Source organism: Neolewinella sp. (assembly GCF_965214665.1).
Classification (GTDB): Bacteria; Bacteroidota; Bacteroidia; order Chitinophagales; family Saprospiraceae; genus Neolewinella.
Window position 1 is genome coordinate 3,125,514 of record NZ_OZ243970.1, and the last position, 22,676, is coordinate 3,148,189.

Consider the following 22,676-nt stretch of genomic DNA (forward strand, 5'->3'; position numbering starts at 1 on the left):
CCAGTTAGTCAGCCGGTTTGGTACCCTGCGTGTGGTACAGCCGACAGACACCCGCCCGCGCCAGTTCCTTTAGCAAATAGCGGGTGGCAAGGTAGTCGTAATCCCGCGTAGTGCACACGGCCACCCGCTCACCGACCGCCAGCTCGGGGGGCTGCAGCGTCTGATTCACCGTGATGTAGGGGGGAAACGTGCTGTACACCGGTCGGATCGACCTGCCCTGCACCCGCGACCGCGCCAGATGGAAGCGCGCGTTGGGCTGGTAGTGATGCAGTACCAACGTAAAGGGAGCCGTAAAATTCGGAGCGTCGATCGCCGCCACGTGCGGTGCCGGAGCCGGGACGTAGTTGATCACCGCCCGCCGCCCATTGAGTTGCTGCCAGCTGCCGTATAATGTACACAGCGTCAGACCCGTAAAGGCAAGCAGACCCAGCCGCCCCCGCCAACTACGGGAGCCCAGCCAGTGCTGTAAGCCCGCCCCGTAGAGCAATCCGATCAGGGGGAGCAGCGGGCTTTTGTACCAGAAGATCTTGGTCGCCGCTACGGAGATGACGCCCAGGTAGGTCACGGCCACCACGGCGACCAGCGTGAGCGCCCCGTTGCGACTATTGCGGATCGAGAACAAGGCCGGCAGGAGCAGCAGATTGAGCCACTTCGTCCCCTCGTCGAAGGCCAGAAACTCCATATACGCGTACCAGGGCCCGTCGTGCCCCTCCAGCGCCAAGGTAAAGCGCCGCCCCAGTTCGTTGTGCCGCACCGCTGCGATGTACCCCGGATCGACCACCTCGCGCAGCGGATAGTAGGCCGTGATCAGGGCCAGGGCAGCCAGTCCCACGAGGTACAGCCGGGGCTGAGTCAATAGCTCACGCCCCCGTCGGTCCAGCAGCAACCACAGCCCGATACCCGGCAGGAAAAAACAGCCCGCGATCCCCTTCGTATACCCCGCCAGCACCACACTCAGGCCAAACAAGACCAGCTGGGCGGGTGCGCCGGTGCAACGGTACCGGTGGATGAACCCCAGCTGCGCCACGAGAAAGAAGATCAGCAGCGCGTCGAAGTCTCCGGAACGGGCACCGTGGTTGCCCAGGTAGTCGGCACTGCTCAGCAGGTACAGGGCGGCCACGGCGGCGGGGAGGTAACCGCCCCAGTCGCGCCGGCACCACCGCAGTAGTAGCGCGATCAGGCCGAGGGTAACCAGGGCGGAAGGAAGCCGTACGGCGAAGGGCGTCATCCCGAACAGCCGTACGGAGGCAGCCTGTAGCCAGATCAGCAGCGGCGGCTTGGTACCCCAGTGGTCAGGTGCGCCGGCGTAGGTGGGGACCAGGAAGTGCTGGGCCGTGCCGTAGGCCATCTCAATGGCGCTCGTGCCCCGGCGTGCCTCATCGAAGGGCTGCAGCTCGCTAGCTCCCAGCCGGTAGAAGACTATGGTGCCGGCCAGTAGTAGCACGGCTAGAGGAATCAGCGAAGAGGTAGCGCGCGGCATGGGCCGAAGGTAGGATCAGGATAGCGGATACGTATTTCGCTGCGGCGCCACCCGCCGGTACACCCGCACGTAACCTACGAAGGTCTCATAATAGCCGAACAGGGCCGCGTAGAGCAGCCGCTCGGGGAAGACGTCGAGGGGAGCAAACTCGCGTACCAGCTCAAAGCCGGGGTGCTCGCCGAGCAGGATGCCCTGCACCTGCCGGCAGCGGGCCTCCGGGCCACAGTGGTAGACCTCCGCGCAGCAGTCCGGCACGCCAAAGGGCGTGGTGGCCGACCGCGTGTACCGCCCCCCAATGCTCTCGTGTACTGCGAAGTAGTCCAGGGGAGCGCCCTCATAATAGCGGGTGTTGGGCAGTCCGCCTACGGAAATGCCCGCCGTGCCGATGCGTACCGGTGGAGGCAGGGCCTCCCGGGCCCAGTCGCGAAAGGCGTAGCGGGTATCGTGCCAGTGGTTGTACTGTCCGGTTAGCGCCAGGCCCAGTGACCAGGCGACCATCCCTACCACCCAGACCGGGCGGGGACGGAGCCGGGCCACCGCCGCCGCTGCCAGTAGTGCGACCGCCGGCATGAACACCGCCGCCCGCCGAACGAAGGTAGTGTCCAGTACCCAGAGCAGTACGAACTCAGTGAGTAGCAGGCCGGCCATATAAAGTACAGCCGGCCTGGGGCGGGTACGTGAGACGCCGTAGACGGCCAGGGCGAAGACCGGTAGCCCGATCCCGGCCATCACCATGAGGGGATATACAATAAGGTTATCGCGCAGGTGGTCGTCGCGTTCGACCACGTCAGCGTTCTGGCGGCGCAGCTCCTCGAAAGAAAAGCGTATTTCCTCCCAGCTCCAGCCGTAGGTGAGGAGCCAGAGGAAGAGTAGGCCCAGTCCGAGGGCTAGCGGGAGATAGTATAGTGGTAGCTGGTGGGCATGCTTACGCCGGATAGCCGCAGCGTAGAGTAGCAGCAAGCCCCCCCATACCGCCACGAAGCCATCGAACTTGAAAGCTAGCGCCCCGGCCGCACCCAACGCGAGCAGGATCAGCCCTACTGGATCGGGACCCCGCAGCAACCGGCAGCCCCCCAGCAGCGACAGGTACACAAATAGCACGTAGCCCGAAAGCGGCAGCCCGTAGTGCCCGTAGCTGATGAGCAGGTCGCAGCTGGCTACGAGTAGGGCCGCGAGTCCGGCGTAGGTCTGACTCAGTCCTAGGGTCCGCCCCAGGAAATACACCACTACAATGAGTAGCAGGGAGTAGGTAATTGCCAGACCGCGGTTGGTATATATGATGGTGGCAAAGTCCGGCAGCCGGCCCGTGACCAGGTGCCACCCGTACAGCACGTAGGCACTCACCCGCCCGTACCCCTGCACGTTGAAGTTGCCGAACTCGAAGGGGTCGGCGATGGCTCCTTTCGGCCCCGCCAGCTCATTATAGCGGTCTACGGCGATGGCCATGTGCTGCTCCTCGTCGGCCTCGAAGAGCCCCCAGCGCTGGAGTTGCTCCTGGGTGAAGCAACCTGGGATGCGCAGTAGGGCACCGATCACTAGGGCTAGGAGGAGGTACTTCACGCCGTAATATCCGACTCCGTAACTTTGCCGCCCCCCCAAGCGTTCCCCCACCCAGTCCCCCGTCCCCCGTCCCCTAATCTCCAACCCCCCACCATGTTCCCCACATACGACGTCATCGTAGTCGGAGCCGGACACGCCGGTTGCGAAGCCGCCGTAGCCGCCGCTAACCTAGGGGCCAAAGTTCTACTGGCCACCATGAACATGCAGACCATCGCCCAGATGAGCTGCAACCCCGCTATGGGTGGCGTAGGTAAGGGACAGATCGTGCGCGAGATCGACGCCCTCGGCGGCTACTCCGGCATCATCACCGACGAGACCATGGTGCAGTTCCGCCTCCTCAACCTGAGTAAGGGCCCCGCCATGTGGAGCCCGCGCGCCCAGAGCGACCGCATGGCCTTCGCACTCAACTGGCGCGAGAAACTGGAGGCCCACCCCAATATCGACTTCTGGCAGGAGATGGTCACCGGCGTGGTGGTCAAGGACGGCCGTGCGCAGGGCGTCTACACCGGACTGGGCATGGAGATCCCCGCCCGCTCCGTCGTACTCACCAACGGCACCTTTCTCAATGGCACCATCCACATCGGCGAGAAGCAGTTCGGTGGCGGCCGGGCCGGCGAGCGTTCCGCTACGGGACTCACCGAGCAGCTGCGCGACCTGGGCTTCGAGTCCGGCCGCATGAAAACCGGCACCCCCGCCCGACTGGACGGCCGCACCCTCGACTACAGCGCGATGACCGAGCAGCCCGGCGACGAAAACCCCGGCCGCTTCAGCTACACCGATACCCCGCAGCTGGTCGATCAGCTACCCTGCCATGTCACCTACACCTCACCGGAGGTGCACGAGACCCTGCGCGAGGGCTTCGACCGCTCGCCCATGTTCAACGGCCGCATCCGGGGACTGGGCCCACGCTACTGCCCCAGCATCGAGGATAAGATCGACCGTTTCGCCGGCCGCGATCAGCACCAGCTCTTCGTGGAGCCAGAGGGCCGCAATACGTGTGAGATCTACGTGAACGGGTTTAGTTCCAGTCTGCCGGAGGAGGTACAGTACAAGGCCCTACGCAAGGTCCGCGGCTTCGAGAACATGAAGATGTTCCGCCCCGGTTACGCCATCGAGTACGACTTCTTCCCCCCCACCCAGCTCGGTCCCACCCTGGAGACCCGCCTGGTCGACGGCCTCTACTTCGCCGGACAAATCAACGGCACCACCGGCTACGAGGAGGCCGGTTGCCAGGGCCTCATCGCCGGCATGAACGCCGCCCTCAAGGTACAGGAGCGTGATCCCTTCATCCTGCTGCGCAGCGATGCCTACATCGGCGTACTCATCGACGACCTCATCAACAAGGGCACCGAGGAGCCCTACCGCATGTTCACCAGTCGGGCCGAGTACCGCATCCTGCTCCGCCAGGACGATGCCGACCTACGCCTCACCCCTATGGCCCAGGCCCTCGGTGTACGCGGTATGGAGGGGCGGAGCGCGCGGGTGCAGGCTAAACGGGAGGGCGTTGCCGCGATCGCCGCCGAGCTCCGTGCCCACAGCGTGACCCCCGATCAGCTCGACGGTTACCTGGAATCCGTCGGCACGGCCACCCTCCGTCAGGGCGTCAAGCTCGACACGGTCCTGGCCCGCCCCGGCGTAAGTCTGGAGGGCCTGGCCGCTGCCCTACCCGCCCTACGTGACTTCCTTTCTCCCTACGACACCGAGACCATCAACCTCGCCGAGGTCACCCTCAAGTACGAGGGCTACATCGAGCGTGAGCGGCAAGCGGTGGAGAAGGCCAGTCGGCTGGAGGGCATCAAGCTGGGCCGGAGCTTCGACTACGAGCAGCTCACGGCCCTTAGTAAAGAGGCCCGCCAGAAGCTCAACAAGCTCAAGCCGGTGACGATTGGGCAGGCCAGTCGGATCAGTGGGGTGAGCCCGGCGGATGTGAGTGTGCTCTTGGTGCATCTGGGCCGGTAGTACTGCAGCAGCGGGGGGGGCCTAGAGCGAACGCAGCGTAGTCCAACCAAACCCCTTCCAGCCTGTTTTCTTACTATGAAAACGAAGGAAAACTGGAATACCCTCACGAAGGAAGAAGAGCGCATCATCGCCCACAAGGGCACCGAGATGCCCTTCACCGGGGAGTATAATAACTTCAAGCAAGACGGGGTCTACGTCTGCCGCCGCTGCGAGGCACCCCTATACGATAGCAAGGATAAATTCAGCAGTGGCTGCGGCTGGCCGAGCTTCGACGATGAGGTACCGGGAGCCGTGCGCCACGAGACCGATGCCGATGGTCGCCGCACCGAGATTCTCTGCAACAACTGCGGTGCCCACCTGGGCCACGTCTTTAAGGGCGAGCGCTTCACGACCAAGAATACCCGCCACTGCGTGAACAGCTTGTCCATGAAGTTCATCCCCCGTGAGAAGTACGATGCTAGCTCTCCCGATAGCTATCGGGACGCCGTTTAAGGCAACTTGCAGTTGCGCTAGACTATGCCCCACACCATCCTACTACTAGGCGCCGGCTGCTTCTGGAGCAAAGAGTACCACCTCGCCCAGCTCCCCGGCGTACTTCGCACCCGCGTAGGCTTCGCCGGCGGCCACACCGTCGACCCCACTTACGTACAGGTCTGCCACAAGGACACTGGCCACGCCGAGGTAGTCGAGGTGACCTACAATCCCCAGGTGCTACCCACCGAGGCCCTACTGACCGAGTTTTTCACCCTGCACAACTTCAAGATCAACCGTGGGCGGGGCGTCGGACAGTACCGCTCGGCGATCTTCTCTCTGGCCGATGACGAGCAGCTGGCTACCGCCCGTCGGATGCTACAAACGCTGTCGGAAGCTAGGTTCGATCCCCAGACGGACGTGGCCGCGGTACCCGCCTTCTACCCCGCAGAGACCCGCCACCAGGGCTACTGTGATGCCCACGGGATGCAGCCCGAACGCAAGCAAAACGACCGCGTACGGGAAGTGCTCGCCGGGGCAACCAAAGCAGACTGAAGGTGTTAGCCTATAGCTTATTCACTTCGAGCCGACTGAAATTTAATCTACCATGGGCCAGCGCCTAATCTACCTCGACAACAACGCCACTACCCCGACCGACCCCCGGGTGGTGGACGCTATGATTCCCTATTTCTACGATAACCCCGGTAATGCCGCCAGCCGCAACCACCCCTTCGGCTGGAAGGCAGAAGGTGCCGTAGACGTTGCCCGTAAGCAGATCGCCGACCTCATCAACGTCGACGAGCGGGAGATCATCTTTACCAGCGGTGCCACCGAGAGCGATAACCTAGCGATCAAGGGTGTCTTCGAGATGTATCAGCGTAAGGGCAACCACATCATCACCGTAAAGACCGAGCACAAGGCCGTGCTCGATGCCTGCGCCAAGGTGCAGAAGATGGGCGGTCAGGTCACTTACCTTGATGTCGACCGCAAGGGCCGCATTCGTCTCGAAGAGCTCGAAGCTGCCATCACCGACAAGACCGTTCTGGTCAGTGTAATGTGGGCCAACAACGAGACCGGCGTCATCCAGGACATGAAGGCGATCGGCGACATCTGCGCTAAGCACGGCGTGTTGTTTATGTCCGACGCTACCCAGGCCGTTGGTAAGATCCCCGTCGATCCCAAGGCCATGGGCGTGCACCTCATGGCATTCACCAGCCACAAAATGTACGGGCCCAAGGGGGTAGGGGCACTTTTCGTAAATCGGAAGAACCCCCGCGTCAAGGTCACCAGCCAGATGGATGGTGGTGGACACGAGCGCGGCATGCGTAGTGGTACCCTGAACGTGCCCGGCATCGTCGGTTTTGGCAAAGCCGCCGAGATCGCCAAGGCCGAAATGGCCGAAGACGCCGCCCGCCTCAGCAAGCTCCGCGATAAATTACAGCACGAGCTGACGTCCATCCTCGAAGAGAGCTACGTCAACGGCGATCAGGAGCACCGCATGCCCCACGTCACGAACATCAGTTTCAAGCACGTCGAGGGCGAGGGCTTAATGATGACCTTCAACCAGAACATCGCCGTCAGCTCCGGCTCGGCCTGTACCTCCGCTAGCCTAGAGCCCAGCTATGTACTGGTAGCTCTCGGACTAGGTGACGACCTAGCCCACTCCAGCCTCCGCTTCAGCCTTGGCCGCTTCACCACCGAGGAGGACATCGACGAGACCATCGCCAAGGTCGCCGAGGGCGTCAACCACATGCGCGAGCTCAGCCCCATCTGGGAAATGTATAAGGAGGGCATCGACATCGATGCGATTGAGTGGAGCGAGCACTGACAAGGAGTTAAGGGGGCATGGGGTTAAGGAGTTAAGGGAACTCCTCTCATCCTTTTTGGCTCCCACCTTGTTACTATCTTACCTCAACTCCTTAGTCCCCTAACTCCTTAACTCCTTCCCCATGGCATACAGCGAAAAACTGCTCGACCACTTCAAGAATCCCCGCAACGTAGGTACGCTCGATAAGAATAGCGACAACGTAGGGACCGGTCTCGTGGGTGCCCCCGAGTGTGGGGACGTCATGCGGCTACAGATCGAGGTAGACCCTACTACCCAAAGGATTACCCAGGCCAAGTTTAAGACCTTTGGCTGCGGTTCAGCCATCGCCAGCTCCAGTCTGGCTACCGAGTGGCTGAAGGGTAAGACCGTCGATGAGGCCCTAGCCATCGACAACATGGCGATCGTAGAGGAACTAGCCCTGCCCCCCGTAAAGATTCACTGCTCCGTACTAGCTGAGGATGCCATCAAGGGAGCCATCAAAGACTACCAGACCAAGCACGGCGTGCAGACTGCGGAGTCCATCGCTGCCACCACGCACTAACCCGCGCCCGTCATGCTTTACGTAGCCGATAGTGCCAAGGAACGCCTGCGCGAGATTCGGGAAGCGAAGAGTATGCCCGAGAACCATTTCCTGCGGGTAAGCATTACCAGCGGGGGCTGCTCGGGTTTGTCGTATCAATTGGACTTCGACGATGAGCTGCAGCCCCGCGACCAGGTCTTCGAGGATAACGGGGAGACCGTCGTCTGTGACCTTAAATCTTTTCTCTACCTCTGTAATTCTACCCTGGAGTTCAGCGGCGGACTGGACGGCAAAGGCTTTGCCTTCAACAATCCCAACGCCACGCGCGAGTGCCGCTGTGGGGAGAGTTTTGCGGTCTAGCCGCACCTAAAATTCATACTTAGCGCCCCGCCAGACTTATCCGGCGGGGCGCTTTACATTTAGGTAGTCAACACCGAAGCCGCCTCCCGCCGGATAGCCCCCTGCGCCAAAGCCACCGGATCCTCCGCCTGCTGAGCACTCATACGGCGTAGGCGCTCGGTGATCTGCCGGCTGGAATCAGCCCCCTCGGCCGCCCGGGCAATCAGCATACTGATGTTGTCCCGCGACTGGGTGATGATGCGCCACAGCGAATCACTCACGTAGATCTGCTGGGTGATATTATACTCCACCTCCTGCCGGATCGCCAGCAGCAGCTCGGCGGTATACTCCCGGGGCGCACTGTCCTCGGCGGGCGGAATACGTAATAGGAGATTAGGTATAGAAATCCGTTCCAGCATCAGCGTGAAGCGCTCACAGGCCTGCAGACGTAGCGTCTCGATACCGGGGCCTGCATCTGCCGGGGCCGCAGGTGCAAGGGACATGGAAAGACCCTGGATACTGGACCGGATGGCTGCCAGGTTGCGCAGCAGCCCGATGGCGAAGAGTACCACCCCCACCACCGCGAGTACGTAGAGTAGGATGTAGACGTAAAATAAGACCATAGCGCGCATTGCCGCCCCCCGGCCAACCATGCCCGGGGCCGTGTGTTACCTTTACGTCCAAAGGTACTACCAAATATGAGCGCTGACGTTAAATCGCCCACCAAGACCGCCCCAATCTCCATCACCCCCTCCGCCATGGAACAGCTCGGTCGGTTGCGTAAGGAACTTGGGGTGAACGGCGATCACTTTCTGCGCATTGGGGTACGGGGAGGCGGTTGCTCGGGATTTGAGTACCAGCTGGGATTTGATCTGCCGCAGGAGGACGATCAGAAATTCATGGTCGGTAGCGAGCAGGTGCTCATGAAGGCCGGTCACGCGCTATATCTCCTGGGCATGGAGATCGACTGGGCCACCGGACTCAACAACCGCGGCTTCACCTTCAACAACCCCAACGCAAAGGAGACCTGTGGCTGCGGCACCTCCTTCAGCGCCTAGGTTCGGTCACCTACTGCCTCCGCCGCCGACTGAGCGCCGCGGTATCCCCCTTTACTACGATAAAACGGAAGACGAGACGCGCCGCGACGTCTACGAGCGCTACGATGAGCTTGTGACGCGGCAAACGCTGCTGCACCTGTGTGATTCCCTGCACGGTGGGTACCCACTACAACCGCTGCTAGATTATATATCCCGATGGCTACCCAACCGGCCCTGTATATCTATTGCCGATATCGGCTGTAGCGTCGGCCGACTTATTGGCGAGTTCGCGACCCTGCACCCCGACTGGGACTGCTACGGCATCGACTTCAGCTACCAGATGCTGCGGCAGGCACGGGACTACTGGGTACTAGGTAAAACCCTTGCGCCCAATCTACTCCGGTTTGGCTACCCCCTGACCGAGCTGAATGGCCGGCTGCTACCTAATCTGCATTTTGCGCTCGCGGATGCATGCCGGCTCCCCTTTCCTAACGGCAGTCTCGATCTACTGTGGAGCACTTTCCTTATCGATCGGCTCAACGATATTCCTGCGGCCACCGGCGAATGGCAGCGTGTAGTACGTCCCGGCGGCCGCCTGGTGATGGTTTCCCCCCTTAATTTCTTGCGGGTGGAGCAGTGGAAAAATCACCACCCACCCATAAAACTGATCGACCATCTCCTGCATACCGGTTGGAAGTTGATAGACCTTACAGATCCGCTCCTACTATTCGAGCCCATGGACGCCCGCGGAAACCAAGTTCGCTGGCACACCTTCGCCGTCGTGCTGCAAAAAGCAGCCGGTGGCCCCGGCTAGCGATACGCTTCTACCCCTTTTTGCGCAGATATACTAGATACGACGCGATATCCTTCACCTGGTCGTCGGACAGTACGTGGTCCTTGAAGGCGGGCATCACGCCCAGGCCGGCCCGTGTCTGAAAGCGAATCAGAGCTCTAGGTAGTGGTTTATTGACAATGGAGGGGCCTAAACCCGACCGTCCACCGGGATGGCAGCCGGAGCATTTACCAGCGAATAAGATACTACCGTCGCGTAGCTCCTCAGTGGGTAAATTCACTACGGTAGCAGCGGGCACCCGTGATGGGGTCGAGCAACCGTTTAGTGCCCAACAGAGGCAGAGCAGACAGGCTACCGCCGGAACAGTAGTAATGGTATACTGCCTTACTCCTTGCTTACTTTCCATACCACACCGGTTTTTTCACGGGGCGTAGGTCCCGCCTTGCTCATGGTCATGATCCCGAAATCTACGATGTACAGTGCATCACCGGAGGGCGTGAACTGCACGGAATTAGGGCGTTCCAGGCCGCCACTTTCGAGCCAGGAAGCCGGCCCGTCCTTCTTTCCCTTGTTCACCACGAAGTCCTCCACCCGACCCGTTTCTACATCTACCCGTACCACCTTGTAGCCAACCGGAGCGAGCACCTTGCCGACCTTCGGGGCCATATCGCCGAACTGAGCAACGAACGCCTGGCCCCGGAACCCAAACGCCGGGTTGGTAGAAAAATCAAGTCCATTCGAGGAAGAATGAACGCCAAAGGTGGCCACCGGTGCGGGTGGATCGCCGGGGGGATTAGCCACTAGGGGGCCCAGCGGTTTTCCCTCCCCGGGTACGTGAGTGACGGTGAGCGGAAGTTGCCCGTTGTAATCGGGCCAGCCATACCACTTCCCCGCCTCGAGCCGGAAGAGGACGTCGCCGGTTCCCCAAACCGGCCGACTACCCCGATCGTCGTAAGCATTCTGGGTGACGTAGATAGCACCATCCGGCGCCGTAGCTAGTACGTAGGGATTGCGGAAGCCCCACGCCACTACCTCCGGCTCGCCCCCGGTGAGGGCCACGCGGAGCACGGCACCCGTGCAGGGGACTTCCCCCTTTATTACTTGCCGCGGGCTCACCGCGGTGTTGTAGGGGGAGTAAGGACCGGTCACGGCACGGTCATTCGGATCGTCCGTCAGTACGTTGGGGGTAGTATAGTTGATGTCGTCGAGGGTGATATCGGCGCAGGGAATGTCGTGAAAGTCCGGGTGCCGCAGGAGCCAGCCGAAATCGGCGTTGTCAGTACCCACTACGCCGGAGTTGGTAGCGGTACCCTGTCCGAAGTACACGTAGCCCTCCTGAACAAGGGGGCCGTTGGTGTGGTGATCGCCATAGCTAGGTAGTCCCTCCACTAGCACCTGAACCTCTCCGGCCTGACTCACCCTGAGTATTTTTCCGCCCTCGAGTTGCCCCCCCTCAGCGATGTAAAAAAAGCCGTCGTGGTAGGTCACACCGTTCCAGGGGCCGTTCTCTGCTCCGGCATAGACCTCCGTGGTTTGTCCGTCTGCCCCAATGCGCAGCAACCGGGGTTGGAGAAACACCTCCCCGTAGGAATAGCCCGCTTCGATGACGTAGGGGGTACCGTTCTCGTCAAAGGTGACCGCCGTAGGAAAAGTCAGCCCCGAGGCGACTGCCTCAACATGGTAGCCCTCGGGTACTAGGACGTCTGTAGGATCGATATTCCGTTCCTGCGGGCTGCCGGAGAGCTGCCCGCCGCCGTTAGAGGGTAAGATTCGGTAGCAGCCCTGTAGGAGCACGCCGCAGGCCAGGAGATACGCGAGCGCGTGTTTCATACTTCCGGGAACTAGGTGCCCCCTCCAAACCAGCCGCCTTCACGGGAAGTTCGGCAGATCGACCGCTGAACCGCTGTAGCCGCCCCCTTGTATTCCATAATCCTACCCCTAACCCTCATGGCCACCACCCCCCAGATCCGCTTCTCCCACTTCCTAGAGCAGTTTCCCGAGCTTGAACTACCCATCACTCTGGGAGAAGATACCGTAAGGCGCATCAGCAAGGAGACCCCGCCCCTGCCCGCCCGCATGATCGAGCAGTTCTTACTCCCGCTGGAGCCCACCCAGATCAATGACGAGTTCACGGAATTTATAGCCTGCCTGCGGCTGCCGGAGGCGGATGACTACATCGGGCTCATCTACTGGCGGGCCGACCTGGCGCAGTACCACTACACCCTGGTGACTCTAAATCCGAAAACAGAGGAGCTCATCGACCGCCTCATCCTGGCTGGTACGAGCTACGATGGGCAGGAGCTTACCCAGACTACGGCCGCACTCACCGACGGGCTGATGATCTACCAGGTCAGCGGACAGGGCGGCGGCGGAGAGTTTGACTACCAGGCCAGCAGCAGCACGGCGCGCCGCTTTCAGATCGCGGCCTCCGGTAAGATTATTGAGTTATAACCTCCACCCGCTCCCCGGCGGCGGATTCATGGTTGCCGTAGCCCACTACGCGGAAATTCTCGCGCGCGATACCGGCCTCCAGCAGGTGACTGCGGATGGTTACGGCCCGCTCCTCGCTCAGCAGTTGAGCGGCCCGGGCGTCGAGCTTGCGCGCGGTGTGTACCCGTATCTCTACCACACCGGTCGATGCGCGCACCTGCTCGGCGAGTGCGTCCAGGGCATCGTACCCGGCTGCGTTCGGATAAGCGGTGTTGGTGATGAAGGTCACTCCGGCAGGCACGGCATTTCCGGCAGCGGGCGATTTAGCCGTCACGGCGGTGGGCTCGAAGACGGGCGGCGCTGCCACCGGTGCCTCGCCGCGTGACTCCCGCAATTTAGCCCGCAATGCTTCCAGCTCGGCGAGCTGTTGGGCGTACTCGGCGTCCAGGCGGGCGGCCTCATCGGCGTCAACGGGCTCCTCCCGGGGCAGGTCGCGCTGCATACGGCGCTCCCAGTTCGTGCGCTCGTCCAGGGCGGGCTCGGAGGAGGGGGTATACAGTCCGGAGCGCACGCTGGAGCGCAGTTGTACGGTATCGCGGGGATTAACGCTGGCGGGGGCCGGCGGCGCTTGTTCCTCCACCGTCGGGTCGGTCCAGGTACCGCGCAGGTCACCGCCCCGATCGCGCTCGCGGGCCTTGCGCTCCTGCTGCTGTCGGAATTTCTCCTTCATCCGCTCAAGCTCGTCGAGGTCCTCGGCGTAGCGGGCGCGGGTGTCGGGGGCTACGGCGAGGGTGTCGGGAGTAGTCTGCGCCGGCAGGGCAACAGAAGAAACAAACAGCAGTAGGAAAAGCAGGGGTAGAAGTCTTGCCATAGCTTAAATGTACGGACTGCAAGGGACACGGACCCTCAAAGGTTCCAAGTCGCTGTGCTCCAAGAAACTCTTCGAGGTCCTTCAGTTCGCGTTGCACCCGCGGCCCCGCCCCCCTGTACTACACGTTGAAGTCGATAGTGACCTCCGGCGTAGTGGGGTGTGCCTGGCAGGTAAGCACGTAGCCCTCCGCCACCTCGCTGTCGTCGAGGGCGTAGCAGACGTCCATCTTGATGCCGCCCTTTTCGACGCGGGCCATGCAGGTGGAGCAGGCACCGGCCAGGCAGCTATACGGGGGGGTCTTGCCCTGCTCCAGCAGCGCCTCCAGGACGTTCTGACCGGCCCTGAGCTCGACGCTGAATTCTTCCTTATTGAGTTTGACGTGTACCGTACCACCGCGGCTGTCACTACTCTGCTTACGGGCGTCGTTGGCGGAGACGAAGCGCTCGACGTGGATGAGCTTGTCATCGATGCCGTGGCCGAGTAGGGCGGCCTCTACGTTGTCGATCATCTGGCCGGGACCGCAGATGTAGTAGCGGCAGTCGGGACCACTGGGAGGGAAGCGTTGTAGGAACTCAACTAGCACCCTGCGGTCGATGCGGCCCCTGGGGCCCTCCCAGCGGGTGGTACTACGTTTGAATAGTCCCTTAAGGCCTTTAGTAGAGTATTTCTTGGGCTGCGAAAGGATGTGCTCTACGGTGAGCTGGCCGGCGTAACGGCGTTCCAATTCGTGGAGCTGCTGCTCGAAAATGATGTTGTCCTCATCGCGGTTGCCGTACAGCAGGATGACCTCGCTCTTAGGCTCCTCCTCCAGCACGGCACGTAGAATCGACATCAGGGGCGTGATGCCGCTACCGGCCCCGAAGAGGTAGTAGCGGCGGCGGGCGGCGGGGTCCACCTCGGCCAGGAAGCGGCCCATGGGGGGCATTACGTCGACGGTATCGCCGGGCTTGAGTTGCTGGGCGATAAAGTTACTTACGACGCCGCCGCGCACCTGCTTGACGGTCACGGCCAGCTCGTCTTCGTGGGGGGCGGAGCACATGCTGTAGGCGCGGCGCTCCTCCTTGCCGTCGATCTCGAAGCGGAGGGTGAGGTACTGCCCGGCCCGGTAGTGAAAGGCGGTCTGGTCGGCGGGGGGTACCTCGAAGTAAACGCTTACGGCCTGGTCGGTCTCGGGCTGGACGCGGGAGACGCGCAGGGGGTAAAATTGGGGGCTAGACATGCAGTTTGGTAGGGGAGTCGGTAGGAAGAATACGTGGTATCCTAGTACGGAATGGCCCCCGTGCTAGTTCAATTGGAAGCGCACGACAATGCCCCCGCTGGCCGCCGTCTGCGGGAAGCCCAGGGAGTTGAACGGTACCGTTTTGCGGTAGTCGAAAAAGGCCCGCAGGCTCAGCCGCTGGTTGAGCTGGTACTCCGCCGAGGGGGCCAGGGTGAAGATGCGGCTACCCTCCACCGGCTCGCGCGAGGGGATCGACAGCCGCCGGGCGTAGGTCTTGTTATCGCGCAGGCTCACGTTGAATTGGATGTCCAAGTCACTGACGTTCAGGCGTCCACCGGTGCGGCTGTTACCCCGTCGGTTGTTCGGTGTGGCATTAGGGGTTACGGCGGGGTCGCGGGTGCGGCCTCCCTGTAGGAAGCCGATCTGCACGTCCTGGAGTACAATCCCGAAGCCCCCGATAATCTCCTTGCCTACGCTTTCGGAAAGTAGTTTACCTACGACGTTGATGCTACGCGTCTCGTTGCTGGTGTAGGCGAAGTTGACGCTTAGCCCATTGACCAGCTCGGCGTCGATGGCCAGCAGGGGGGCGAAGGCCCGCGTCTCGGCAATGTTAGGTATCTCCAGGCGGGGGAAGTAGTTGAGGCTGACCGTGTCGTAACCTTCGAGGGCTCCCACGTTCTGCTCCTGCTCCAGGGCATCGAGGTAATCCAGGCTGGTGCCGTAGCTGCTGATGCTGAAAGTAGACTGGAAGCCATGGGTGATGTTGACGCGGCGGAAGATGTCGCTGAGCCCCCCTACGCGGTCCAGTCCGCTCCAGGTCAGGCGCCAGTTCGGAGCCCCGCGCAGGTCGAAGGGATTGAGGTTGATCCGGTTGGGGTCCTCGTCGCGGTAGGCAGCTAGGAAGGCGGGCAGTAATACGTCCTGTTGGTTGGGACCGTAGCCAAAGGTATAGCCCTGGGCGGCTAGGTCGGGGTCGGCGTGCGGCCGGCTACCCCCAAGGCGCTGACTGAGGATGAGGCGGTTGGCCTCGAAGGTGGTGAAGAGCGCGTCTAGGTCCGTAGTATCTTGATTGAAGAGGCTCAGTGCCCCGCCGTTGCTGAAGGTAAGGGAGCCATCACGCACGGGTACACTGTGCTCGAAGGGCGCATCGACGCCCTTCTCCTGTACCTTGAAGGTCTCGGTGTAGTTTTCGGTAAAGGCCCGGTCCATAGTCAGCTCCAGGCGGAAGTCGGTGAAGGGCTCGACGATGGCGTTGGCATCCCAGCGCTTGGTGTAGTTCTGGATCACGTCCTGACTTAGGAACACGCTCGAACTGATCACCCCATCCTGGGCCAGCTCGTTGAGGTAGTCCTCGTCGCTCTGTCGCTGTTCCACCTCGAGCGTGCGGATCTTGGGCTGCAACCCGCCCACAAAGCCCCAACCCGGACTACTGAAGCCGTCGCTGAGCCCGAAGAAAGCAGGCTCGGGCAGGAAACCCGGGATGACGGTGGTGAAGTCCTCACTGTAGTTGAAACGGGCGCGGCGTAGGGCTAGGAGGGGACGCCCGAAGGAGATAGTGGTGTTGGCGGCCGGTTGCCGCTCTTCCTCCGCGTCCTGCCCCGACTGGACCGGGCGGCGGGTAGGTCGGCGGCGGTTGGTCTGGTTGAACTTCTGTAGAAAGGGGATCTGGTCGTAGAAGCGCTCGAAGTTGAGATCGGCCGTAACCTGGCGCTGCTGGCTGTTCTGGATCAGGTTACCTAGGCCGCGTTCCTGTACCGAGATCGGCGCGGCGGCCCAGGCGTAGGTACCCAGGTACTGGGCGCGCACGTCCAGAAAATCCAGGAAGGGCAGGAAGCGCAGCGGTAACTGGTAGCTCAGGTTGATGGTGTGGTTGTACTGCTTGGGCCGACCTCCTTGCAGGATGTTGTTCCAGATGCTATCGCGACGGATACGCTTGGCATCCTCGTCGGGGAGCAGCACGAGCTCGTTCTCGTTGGGCTCGTCGATCGTCGCGTTCATATTGGCGTTGAAGCCCAGGCGCAGGCTGCGCGTGAGGTTCCACTGCACGTCGTAGCTACGGTTCCAGATGAAGCGCTTATTGAAAAAGGTATTGAAGCGCTCGTCTACCCCGGCGAAGCGGTAGCTGGTGGTGGCGAAGCTGCGGTTCAGGATGTTGGTGATGCTGATGCTGTTCGGTAGCGGATTCAGGTTGAACTCGCTCAGCAGGCGCAGGTACTTACTCTGTACCCCCTTGAAGGGCTCGAGGCTCTTCGGCGCAGCCCGGCTGAAGGTATAGTCCAGGGCCCCGGTGTGGTCGCGGATCACCTCCGAGGCGATGTAGGGATCGCTGCGCTCGTTCTTGGTGTAGCCGTAGCTGACGCTGAAATTGGCCGGGTCCAGGGGGCTGGGTTTGGTGCGGCGGGTCGCGGGTGCAATGCCGACGTTGTTGAAATTCACCGCCGTGATTTTGTTGATCTCCTGGGCCTGCTCCCGGATGCTATCGCGCGCCTCGCGGGTTTCGGCCGCGTCGATCTTATCCTTTAGGCGCAGGTCGTAATCGTAGGGGTCGTATTCCGGCGTACTGGTCTGCTTGCTGTGCTGCAGGTATACGGGCAGGCGCACACCCCAGCGGCTGGGCAGGAAGCGGTCCATGCTCAGGTTGGTGGCAAAGTCGTAGCCGGCGGTCTGGAAGCGGTTGCGCTGCAGGAGGCTATTGTCGAGCGCCCCGAAGCCCACGCTGCTGTAGTTGACGGCGGCGGTGAGGTTACCCAGGTCGGCCAGTTGTACGTCAGCCCGGGCGATGGCGGCTACCCCACCCCGTTCGTCGAGGCCCTCCAGGCGCAGCTCGTTGACCCACACCTCGGCGCTGATGCCGTTATTATCCAAATCCTGCTGATTACGCACCCCGATCATAAAGACCTTGACGAAGCCCAGGTTAGGATTGCCGCGGATACGGATGGTGTGGTTGACGCCCTCGCTCGGGGAGTAAGTCTGGGAGTAGGTCGCATCACTGGCCACTCCGGTGTTATTGCGTTCGAGCTTCAGATTAGTCAGGAGCTCGAGGGGAAGCTGCACCTCGTTCTGCGCCAGCCAGACGGAGTCGGCGTAGGCGCGTAGGTCCGTATCGGGATTGGGCAGCCCCACGGTGTCGGAGAGTGCCAGCGGCACCTCGTACTCGTAGTAATTCTGCTCGAAGTCGGAGCCCATCCGCAGGAACAGCCGCAGCTCGCCGTCCTCGGGCCGCTGGATGCGACTCTGACCGGCCGCTTCGGCGTGCACGAACATCTTGAGATCCTCGTAGAGCCGTAGGTCGGTCTCGGTGTACTTGAAGACGGCGCGGCTATCGCTGGGCTGTAGGTTTTGCACCTTGAGGGATAGCGACTGCTCGTTCTGTAGCAGGTTCACCACCCCGATGCTCTGCTCGCGGCGGATGCCGTTGGGTAGCACGTAGTTGAAGGGCTGCCGGCGGCTGTTTTCCTCGATGTTGACCGCGTCGATGTTAAACTCCGTATTCTCCTCGCCGCCGATGATGGGCGTATTGGTGAAGTCGCGGTTGTAGCGCCGCCAACTGTTGCGCACCAGGTCGAACTGGGCGAAGCGCAGCACCGTCGGGGCCTCAAAGCCGGTCATGAACATGCGCATGAAGCGGATGGAACGGAAGTCCTGGATACCCCCCACGGCCGTCTTCTGATCGGTATTGAGCGGGATGCGGAAGCGGTACCAGATACGGCCGGTGTTCGCCACGTCCTCGATGCGGTCGGTGATGAAGGGGGTGGCCTCCCGGTCGATCTCGCGGGGGTCGGTGCGGGACTGCACCAGGGGGATCTCGTACTGGAAGTAGCTCTCCGACTCGTTGAGGGTATTGTCCTGGTTGAGGTCCTCGTCGTCGGGCAGGTTGGTGGCCGACTGCCGCAGGTTAGTGGCGGAGTTTTCGTTAGCTGCCGAGTTACCCTGGGTGTTGTTGAAGTTCTTGTAGCGGGTCAGCAGGCTGGTACCGTCGGGAAAACGGTTTTGGTCCCTAAAGTAAAAGAAGTTATCATTGGAGGGGTCCTGGTCGAGGCGCTCGCGGACCGTGCCCTGGAAGTTGCTGAGGTAGTCGGCGAACTTATCGCGCTCGCGGGCATCATCGGAGCCGTCGAGGCCGACGTCCTGCGCCCGCCGGCTTTCCGGGTCGTTATCGAAGCCCTGGGTGATCTGCTGGGCCACCGGTACCCGGCTGAACTCCGTCTCATCGACCGGTCGGAGGCGGTTGATGGGCGTAGGTAGGCCGTTTTCGAAGAACTTGCGGCTGTCCTTAAGAATGTCCTCACTGACGTTACCAAGGTTGATGTACAGCGTACCCTCCTTATCCTGCGCATTGGCCGCGGCCTGCCGTCCGTTATTGGGATCGAGGAAGGGCGAGAGCATCCAGAACTCGACGAACTCGATGTTGGAGGACTGGAAGTCGGTGGTGGTCATCTCCCGCATGATGCCGCCCCAGCGGCTGGCGGGGTCGAGCAGCTTGACTGGAGCCAGGGGATCGCCCTGATCGGGGAACACCCCGGCGGTAAAGCCCGGGTACCCCTCCTGGGTATCGAAGTTATAGGGGCCCCGCTCGCCGGGGTAGTAGGCCATGTCGAAGGTAAAGAACTGGACGAAGCGCTGATTCAGTGAATTGAGATTCGGGAATACCTCCTGCTGCGGTACGCGGCTGGAATAGACATTCTGGTTATCGGCTTCGTCACGCGCACCCTCGTCGATCCGGTACCAGCTTAGGGCCGCTCGGTTGGCGCCCGTCACCAGTCCGGTACGTGCGGATTCGGGAAAGAGCGGGTTGTTATTCTGCGCATCGTTCTGCGGGATCGAGGCCAGGTACCAGCGCTGCACCGGCGTCATGAGGTCGATGGGGCTGGCCGTGCCCTCGAAATCGTCCAGGTACACGATGCCCCCCTTCTCGTTGCGGCTCAGGTTGATGGCCCGGCTGTGTCCGGGGTCAAGGATGGCCGTTTCCGCCGTCACGCTCACGTTCGAGGGGGCGTTGGTGCTGAACAGCGGCAGCTTATCTAGGGTGCGGGTGAGCCAGCCGGAGGGCTTGTTATAGGTCGCATCGAAGCCGTAGATGCGGTTGTTGATGGGGTCCTCCCCGATGTTGACCTTTTGGGTAAAGGGCCGCTCGAAGAGTTGCATGAAGGTGCCGCCTATAGCGAGGTTGTCGTTGACCTCGTAGTCAGCGCGTAGACCGAGCATGGTCTTCGTCTGCAGGCTAAAGATGGTGTTGTCCTCATAGCTCACATCCACGGGTACCCCCGAGCTGAGGATGGCGTCATTCAAAATGCGTACGCGACCCGTGCTGTAGTCAACCGTATAATCTCGCCCCTCCACTAAGAGCGCTCCACCTGCGGTCACCCGCACCGATCCCGGCGGAATGTTGAAGGCCCCCAGACTGATCTCTGACTGCACGGAAGACTTGTAACTCCCCCGAATTGCAAAGCGGTTCTTCTCCGGAAACTCCCGGGCCTGGAAAATCGTCGAATCGTACAGCTCCTGGTAGGTAAAGCGGGGCGCATCCTCGGGCCGTAGCCGCTCGGCCAGGTCGCTGCCGAAGGGTTCGAGTACCGGGAAGTACACCCGCCCGGTCTGGGGGTCGATGGTGATGCCCGGCACGAAGTCGAATACCCCGTCGGGCTGGGGATCGCCCTGGGTGTTAAGCCGGTCGAGGTTGAAGGCGCGGATGAGGGGTACGCCGGGGATATAGTTGTTGGTACCGGGCAGCGATACGTCTACCGGTAGAAAGCGCTGGAAGCCCTGACCGGGATTTTCGTACTGGATGTCGAGGCGGAAGTCCTCCTGTCCTACCTGGTAGGCACCCAGGGAGTAGACGTTTTTCATCATCAGGTCCCAGGCCGGCTCGCTCACCCGCTGGGTGGAGGATTTGAGCAGCTTAGTGTAGAGTACCTGGTTGGAGAAATTGCTGGTGTCGGAGCTGCTGTTATCGGTATTGACCGAGAGCTCGCCCACCTTGAAGATGTTGCCGTTGTACTTGTAGCGGTAGGAGACGGCCACGACCTGGTCGGGCTGCACGTTGATGTTGAGGGAGATGAAGCCGAGCTCGGGGTGGACGGTGTACTCCTGGGGATTGAGCTTACGGGCTGACACCTTCTCGAAGTCACGGATTTGCTCCAGGCCGAACTGGGCCGACTGGAGTACGGCCACCGAGCGGTCGATGTCGCGCAGGTTCTCGCCCTGAGCAATGAGGCGGCTGTAGAGGTCATTGGCCCCGTTTTCGGGCAGCGGGCGGCCGTCGCAGATTTCCTGGTAGCGGGGGGTGGGAAAGCGCTGTACGGCGGTGGGATTGGTGAGGCGGGTAGGCTCCCCGAGGTCGGCGAAGGCGACAATGTCGCGTACATCGAGCACCTCGTTGCGGTCGTTGGTGATCCAGACCTCGATGTTTTCGAGGTGGAACAGCGTATTGATCTGCGGTAGGTTTTCCAGGGCCGTTTCGTACACCTCGCGGTTGTAGTGGCTCAGGAAGAAGTGGCGGTTTTCGTCGTACTCATCGGCGTAGACCTCGAACTGTGCCAGTTGGCTGCCGCCCTCGATGGTAAGCTTCTCACGCTGCGAGCGCTGCTGGCTGGCGATGGCCGTCAGGCGCAGGTGGCCGAACTGTAGCTCGGTTTTAATCCCGAAGAGCGACTGGGCGCCCTCGATGAGCTGGCCCCGTAGCGGTAGGCTCACGTTACCGGCCTCGATCTTGCGGATGATATCGTCCTCGCCGAAGACGTCGCTGTTGTAGTCGAGCTTAATTTGGTTGTCGAAGTTGAAGTTGGCCCCGGTATTGTAGTTGGTGTTCAGCTTGAGCTTATCGCCAATCTGTCCGGTGACGTTCATCTGAATGTCCATGTCGAAATCGAAGATCGTATTGCGGCGGAAGCGCTCGACGATGAAGGGGTTATCCTGGTACTGGTAGTTGAGTCCGAAGCTCAGGTCTACGCTACCCTGGGGCTGGATGCTGATCTCGGTGCCCCCGAAGAGGTTATTGATCAGGTCGGGGTCAATCTCGATGTCGGAGAGCGGATCGCCGATACTGATCTGGTCGTCGGGGTTGCCCACGCCGGCCAGGTTATTGAAGTACCTTCGCTGGTCCTCCTTGGTGCGGTATTCCAAGTACTCATCGAAGGTGAGGTAGGTGGGGGGGCGGAAGTCGATATCTCCCAGGCGCTCGCGCACGATGTAGCGGCCAGTGGCTGGATCGTATTCCACCGTTTTTTCTACCGTGGAGGGATCCTGTAGGTCGACAGGATTTTGGTTGGGGTCGGAAATAAAGTCACCCGTACGGTCGCGCAGCGGGGGCAGCGTGTCGTACAGGATGGCATCAAAGGGCGCACTAGCGAGCCGGGCGCGCTCACTGGCGGCGGCATCGGCAGGCGTGCGGAAGGGAGCGTAGGTAAAACCAAACGAAAACAGGGCAACACAAAGTAGTAGCAGTGTCTTGTTCATACGATGCAATCCTTCCTGAACCCCAGTTGACAGAGCGGGCAGCGAGTGTAGTAGTTAGATAAAAACGGCCGGCGCTTAGGAGGATAGCTCCCGCAGTGCAAGCTTGATCAGGTCCTCCGGCGTGGCCGTATCAGGACGGGCTGCCAGTACCCGGTTGAGCGCGCGCTGCACCGCCGGGCGAGCGAAGCCCAGGTTGACCAAGGCTGATAACGCCTCGGCCCGCAGCGTATTGCTCTGCACGGAAAGCATTGTCGGCGATTCACCACTGTCCTTAATCATCTTATCCTTCAGGTCCAGGATGATGCGCTGCGCCGTCTTCGGCCCGATCCCCTTCACCTTGCGGATCGTCCCCACATCCTCCCCGATCACGGCCGCCCGCAGCTCCTCCGCATTCATGCTTGACAGCACCACCAGGGCCGTCGCCGGGCCGACACCACTCACCGAGATCAGCAGCCGAAACAGGTTGCGCTCCTGCTCCTCGTAGAAGCCGAAGAGCGTTTGCTGGTCCTCCTTGACGTGGAAGTGTGTCAGCAGCTTCACCGTCTCGGCCCCCTCTATCTTGGTGTAGGTATACAGGCTGATGTTGACGTGGTAGCCGATGCCCCCGGCCTCAATGACGACGAAGGAGGGATTTTTGTGGGCGACGGTACCCTTTACGTAGGCGATCATGGCGGCGAAGGTAGTACAATGCTGCCTCCGGCAGCGCCAGCAAAA

Annotated in this window: 18 protein-coding genes; 9 read left to right on the plus strand and 9 right to left on the minus strand. The window is 61.5% G+C overall.

Annotated features, from left to right (window positions below; translation table 11 throughout):
- Positions 1-4: 4 nt before the first annotated feature.
- Together ACOOHD_RS13495 and ACOOHD_RS13500 are read right to left on the minus strand one after the other, a co-directional pair.
- Positions 5-1,480, minus strand: coding sequence for an ArnT family glycosyltransferase (locus ACOOHD_RS13495; RefSeq protein WP_420458409.1), 1,476 nt, complete (start codon positions 1,478-1,480; stop codon positions 5-7).
- Positions 1,481-1,495: 15 nt separating this feature from the next.
- Positions 1,496-3,040 (minus strand): hypothetical protein, encoded by a 1,545-nt coding sequence (locus ACOOHD_RS13500; protein WP_420458410.1) that lies wholly within the window; start codon positions 3,038-3,040, stop codon positions 1,496-1,498.
- 93 nt (positions 3,041-3,133) lie between these two features.
- On the opposite strand from ACOOHD_RS13500, the gene mnmG reads away from it, so the two are divergent.
- The 6 genes from mnmG to ACOOHD_RS13530 all read left to right on the plus strand — a co-directional run bounded on the left by mnmG (position 3,134) and on the right by ACOOHD_RS13530 (position 8,178).
- Positions 3,134-4,999 (plus strand): tRNA uridine-5-carboxymethylaminomethyl(34) synthesis enzyme MnmG, encoded by a 1,866-nt coding sequence (gene mnmG, locus ACOOHD_RS13505; protein ID WP_420458411.1) that lies wholly within the window; start codon positions 3,134-3,136, stop codon positions 4,997-4,999.
- A gap of 75 nt (positions 5,000-5,074) precedes the next feature.
- Positions 5,075-5,491 (plus strand): methionine-R-sulfoxide reductase, encoded by a 417-nt coding sequence (locus tag ACOOHD_RS13510; protein WP_420458412.1) that lies wholly within the window; start codon positions 5,075-5,077, stop codon positions 5,489-5,491.
- 24 nt (positions 5,492-5,515) lie between these two features.
- Positions 5,516-6,025, plus strand: a complete 510-nt coding sequence (gene msrA / locus ACOOHD_RS13515; RefSeq protein ID WP_420458413.1) for a peptide-methionine (S)-S-oxide reductase MsrA — start codon at positions 5,516-5,518, stop codon at positions 6,023-6,025.
- Positions 6,026-6,077: 52 nt separating this feature from the next.
- Positions 6,078-7,298 carry an IscS subfamily cysteine desulfurase gene (locus ACOOHD_RS13520; RefSeq protein WP_420458414.1) on the plus strand — a complete coding sequence of 407 codons (1,221 nt, stop codon included), beginning with the start codon at positions 6,078-6,080 and terminating at the stop codon, positions 7,296-7,298.
- 121 nt (positions 7,299-7,419) lie between these two features.
- A complete protein-coding gene (iscU, locus tag ACOOHD_RS13525) occupies positions 7,420-7,839 on the plus strand; it encodes a Fe-S cluster assembly scaffold IscU (RefSeq protein ID WP_420458415.1) in 420 nt (139 codons plus the stop codon).
- A 12-nt stretch (positions 7,840-7,851) separates the two neighbouring features.
- Positions 7,852-8,178 (plus strand): HesB/IscA family protein, encoded by a 327-nt coding sequence (locus ACOOHD_RS13530; RefSeq protein ID WP_420458416.1) that lies wholly within the window; start codon positions 7,852-7,854, stop codon positions 8,176-8,178.
- A gap of 59 nt (positions 8,179-8,237) precedes the next feature.
- Here the strand turns inward: ACOOHD_RS13530 and ACOOHD_RS13535 are convergent, their stop codons facing one another.
- Entirely contained in the window at positions 8,238-8,780 is a 543-nt protein-coding gene (locus tag ACOOHD_RS13535) for a hypothetical protein (protein WP_420458417.1), read from the minus strand.
- Between the two features lie 75 nt (positions 8,781-8,855).
- On the opposite strand from ACOOHD_RS13535, the gene ACOOHD_RS13540 reads away from it, so the two are divergent.
- The gene (locus ACOOHD_RS13540) at positions 8,856-9,215 is read left to right on the plus strand and encodes a HesB/IscA family protein (protein WP_420458418.1); all 360 of its coding nucleotides are present in this window, start codon (positions 8,856-8,858) and stop codon (positions 9,213-9,215) included.
- Positions 9,187-10,008, plus strand: coding sequence for a class I SAM-dependent methyltransferase (locus ACOOHD_RS13545; protein ID WP_420458419.1), 822 nt, complete (start codon positions 9,187-9,189; stop codon positions 10,006-10,008). Before ACOOHD_RS13540 ends, ACOOHD_RS13545 begins: the two co-directional genes overlap by 29 nt.
- 10 nt (positions 10,009-10,018) lie before the next feature.
- Here ACOOHD_RS13545 and ACOOHD_RS13550 read toward each other — a convergent pair whose 3' ends face one another.
- Both ACOOHD_RS13550 and ACOOHD_RS13555 read right to left on the minus strand, forming a co-directional pair.
- Positions 10,019-10,393, minus strand: a complete 375-nt coding sequence (locus tag ACOOHD_RS13550) for a c-type cytochrome (protein ID WP_420458420.1) — start codon at positions 10,391-10,393, stop codon at positions 10,019-10,021.
- A complete protein-coding gene (locus tag ACOOHD_RS13555; protein ID WP_420458421.1) occupies positions 10,372-11,817 on the minus strand; it encodes a PQQ-dependent sugar dehydrogenase in 1,446 nt (481 codons plus the stop codon). The genes ACOOHD_RS13550 and ACOOHD_RS13555 overlap by 22 nt, the downstream gene beginning before the upstream one ends.
- Before the next feature lie 117 nt (positions 11,818-11,934).
- Between ACOOHD_RS13555 and ACOOHD_RS13560 the strand changes: the two genes are divergently transcribed.
- The gene (locus tag ACOOHD_RS13560) at positions 11,935-12,438 is read left to right on the plus strand and encodes a hypothetical protein (RefSeq protein ID WP_420458422.1); all 504 of its coding nucleotides are present in this window, start codon (positions 11,935-11,937) and stop codon (positions 12,436-12,438) included.
- Here ACOOHD_RS13560 and ACOOHD_RS13565 read toward each other — a convergent pair.
- The 4 genes from ACOOHD_RS13565 to ruvA all read right to left on the minus strand — a co-directional run bounded on the left by ACOOHD_RS13565 (position 12,425) and on the right by ruvA (position 22,631).
- Positions 12,425-13,288 carry an OmpA family protein gene (locus ACOOHD_RS13565; protein WP_420458423.1) on the minus strand — a complete coding sequence of 288 codons (864 nt, stop codon included), beginning with the start codon at positions 13,286-13,288 and terminating at the stop codon, positions 12,425-12,427. The genes ACOOHD_RS13560 and ACOOHD_RS13565 overlap by 14 nt on opposite strands.
- Before the next feature lie 118 nt (positions 13,289-13,406).
- Positions 13,407-14,507 (minus strand): 2Fe-2S iron-sulfur cluster-binding protein, encoded by a 1,101-nt coding sequence (locus tag ACOOHD_RS13570; protein ID WP_420458424.1) that lies wholly within the window; start codon positions 14,505-14,507, stop codon positions 13,407-13,409.
- Between the two features lie 63 nt (positions 14,508-14,570).
- Complete coding sequence (gene sprA, locus ACOOHD_RS13575; protein ID WP_420458425.1) at positions 14,571-21,962, minus strand: cell surface protein SprA; 7,392 nt, start codon at positions 21,960-21,962, stop codon at positions 14,571-14,573.
- A 75-nt stretch (positions 21,963-22,037) separates the two neighbouring features.
- Positions 22,038-22,631 carry a Holliday junction branch migration protein RuvA gene (ruvA, locus tag ACOOHD_RS13580; protein WP_420458426.1) on the minus strand — a complete coding sequence of 198 codons (594 nt, stop codon included), beginning with the start codon at positions 22,629-22,631 and terminating at the stop codon, positions 22,038-22,040.
- Positions 22,632-22,676 lie beyond the last annotated feature (45 nt).

Coding starts and splice junctions, on each gene's coding strand:
- mnmG (WP_420458411.1), top strand. CDS start 3,134: ATGTTCCCCACATACGACGTCATCGTAGTCGGAGCCGGACACGCCGGT.
- ruvA (WP_420458426.1), bottom strand. CDS start 22,631: ATGATCGCCTACGTAAAGGGTACCGTCGCCCACAAAAATCCCTCCTTC.
- ACOOHD_RS13550 (WP_420458420.1), bottom strand. CDS start 10,393: ATGGAAAGTAAGCAAGGAGTAAGGCAGTATACCATTACTACTGTTCCG.
- msrA (WP_420458413.1), top strand. CDS start 5,516: ATGCCCCACACCATCCTACTACTAGGCGCCGGCTGCTTCTGGAGCAAA.
- iscU (WP_420458415.1), top strand. CDS start 7,420: ATGGCATACAGCGAAAAACTGCTCGACCACTTCAAGAATCCCCGCAAC.
- ACOOHD_RS13560 (WP_420458422.1), top strand. CDS start 11,935: ATGGCCACCACCCCCCAGATCCGCTTCTCCCACTTCCTAGAGCAGTTT.
- sprA (WP_420458425.1), bottom strand. CDS start 21,962: ATGAACAAGACACTGCTACTACTTTGTGTTGCCCTGTTTTCGTTTGGT.
- ACOOHD_RS13540 (WP_420458418.1), top strand. CDS start 8,856: ATGAGCGCTGACGTTAAATCGCCCACCAAGACCGCCCCAATCTCCATC.
- ACOOHD_RS13555 (WP_420458421.1), bottom strand. CDS start 11,817: ATGAAACACGCGCTCGCGTATCTCCTGGCCTGCGGCGTGCTCCTACAG.
- ACOOHD_RS13565 (WP_420458423.1), bottom strand. CDS start 13,288: ATGGCAAGACTTCTACCCCTGCTTTTCCTACTGCTGTTTGTTTCTTCT.
- ACOOHD_RS13510 (WP_420458412.1), top strand. CDS start 5,075: ATGAAAACGAAGGAAAACTGGAATACCCTCACGAAGGAAGAAGAGCGC.
- ACOOHD_RS13495 (WP_420458409.1), bottom strand. CDS start 1,480: ATGCCGCGCGCTACCTCTTCGCTGATTCCTCTAGCCGTGCTACTACTG.
- ACOOHD_RS13520 (WP_420458414.1), top strand. CDS start 6,078: ATGGGCCAGCGCCTAATCTACCTCGACAACAACGCCACTACCCCGACC.
- ACOOHD_RS13535 (WP_420458417.1), bottom strand. CDS start 8,780: ATGGTCTTATTTTACGTCTACATCCTACTCTACGTACTCGCGGTGGTG.
- ACOOHD_RS13530 (WP_420458416.1), top strand. CDS start 7,852: ATGCTTTACGTAGCCGATAGTGCCAAGGAACGCCTGCGCGAGATTCGG.
- ACOOHD_RS13570 (WP_420458424.1), bottom strand. CDS start 14,507: ATGTCTAGCCCCCAATTTTACCCCCTGCGCGTCTCCCGCGTCCAGCCC.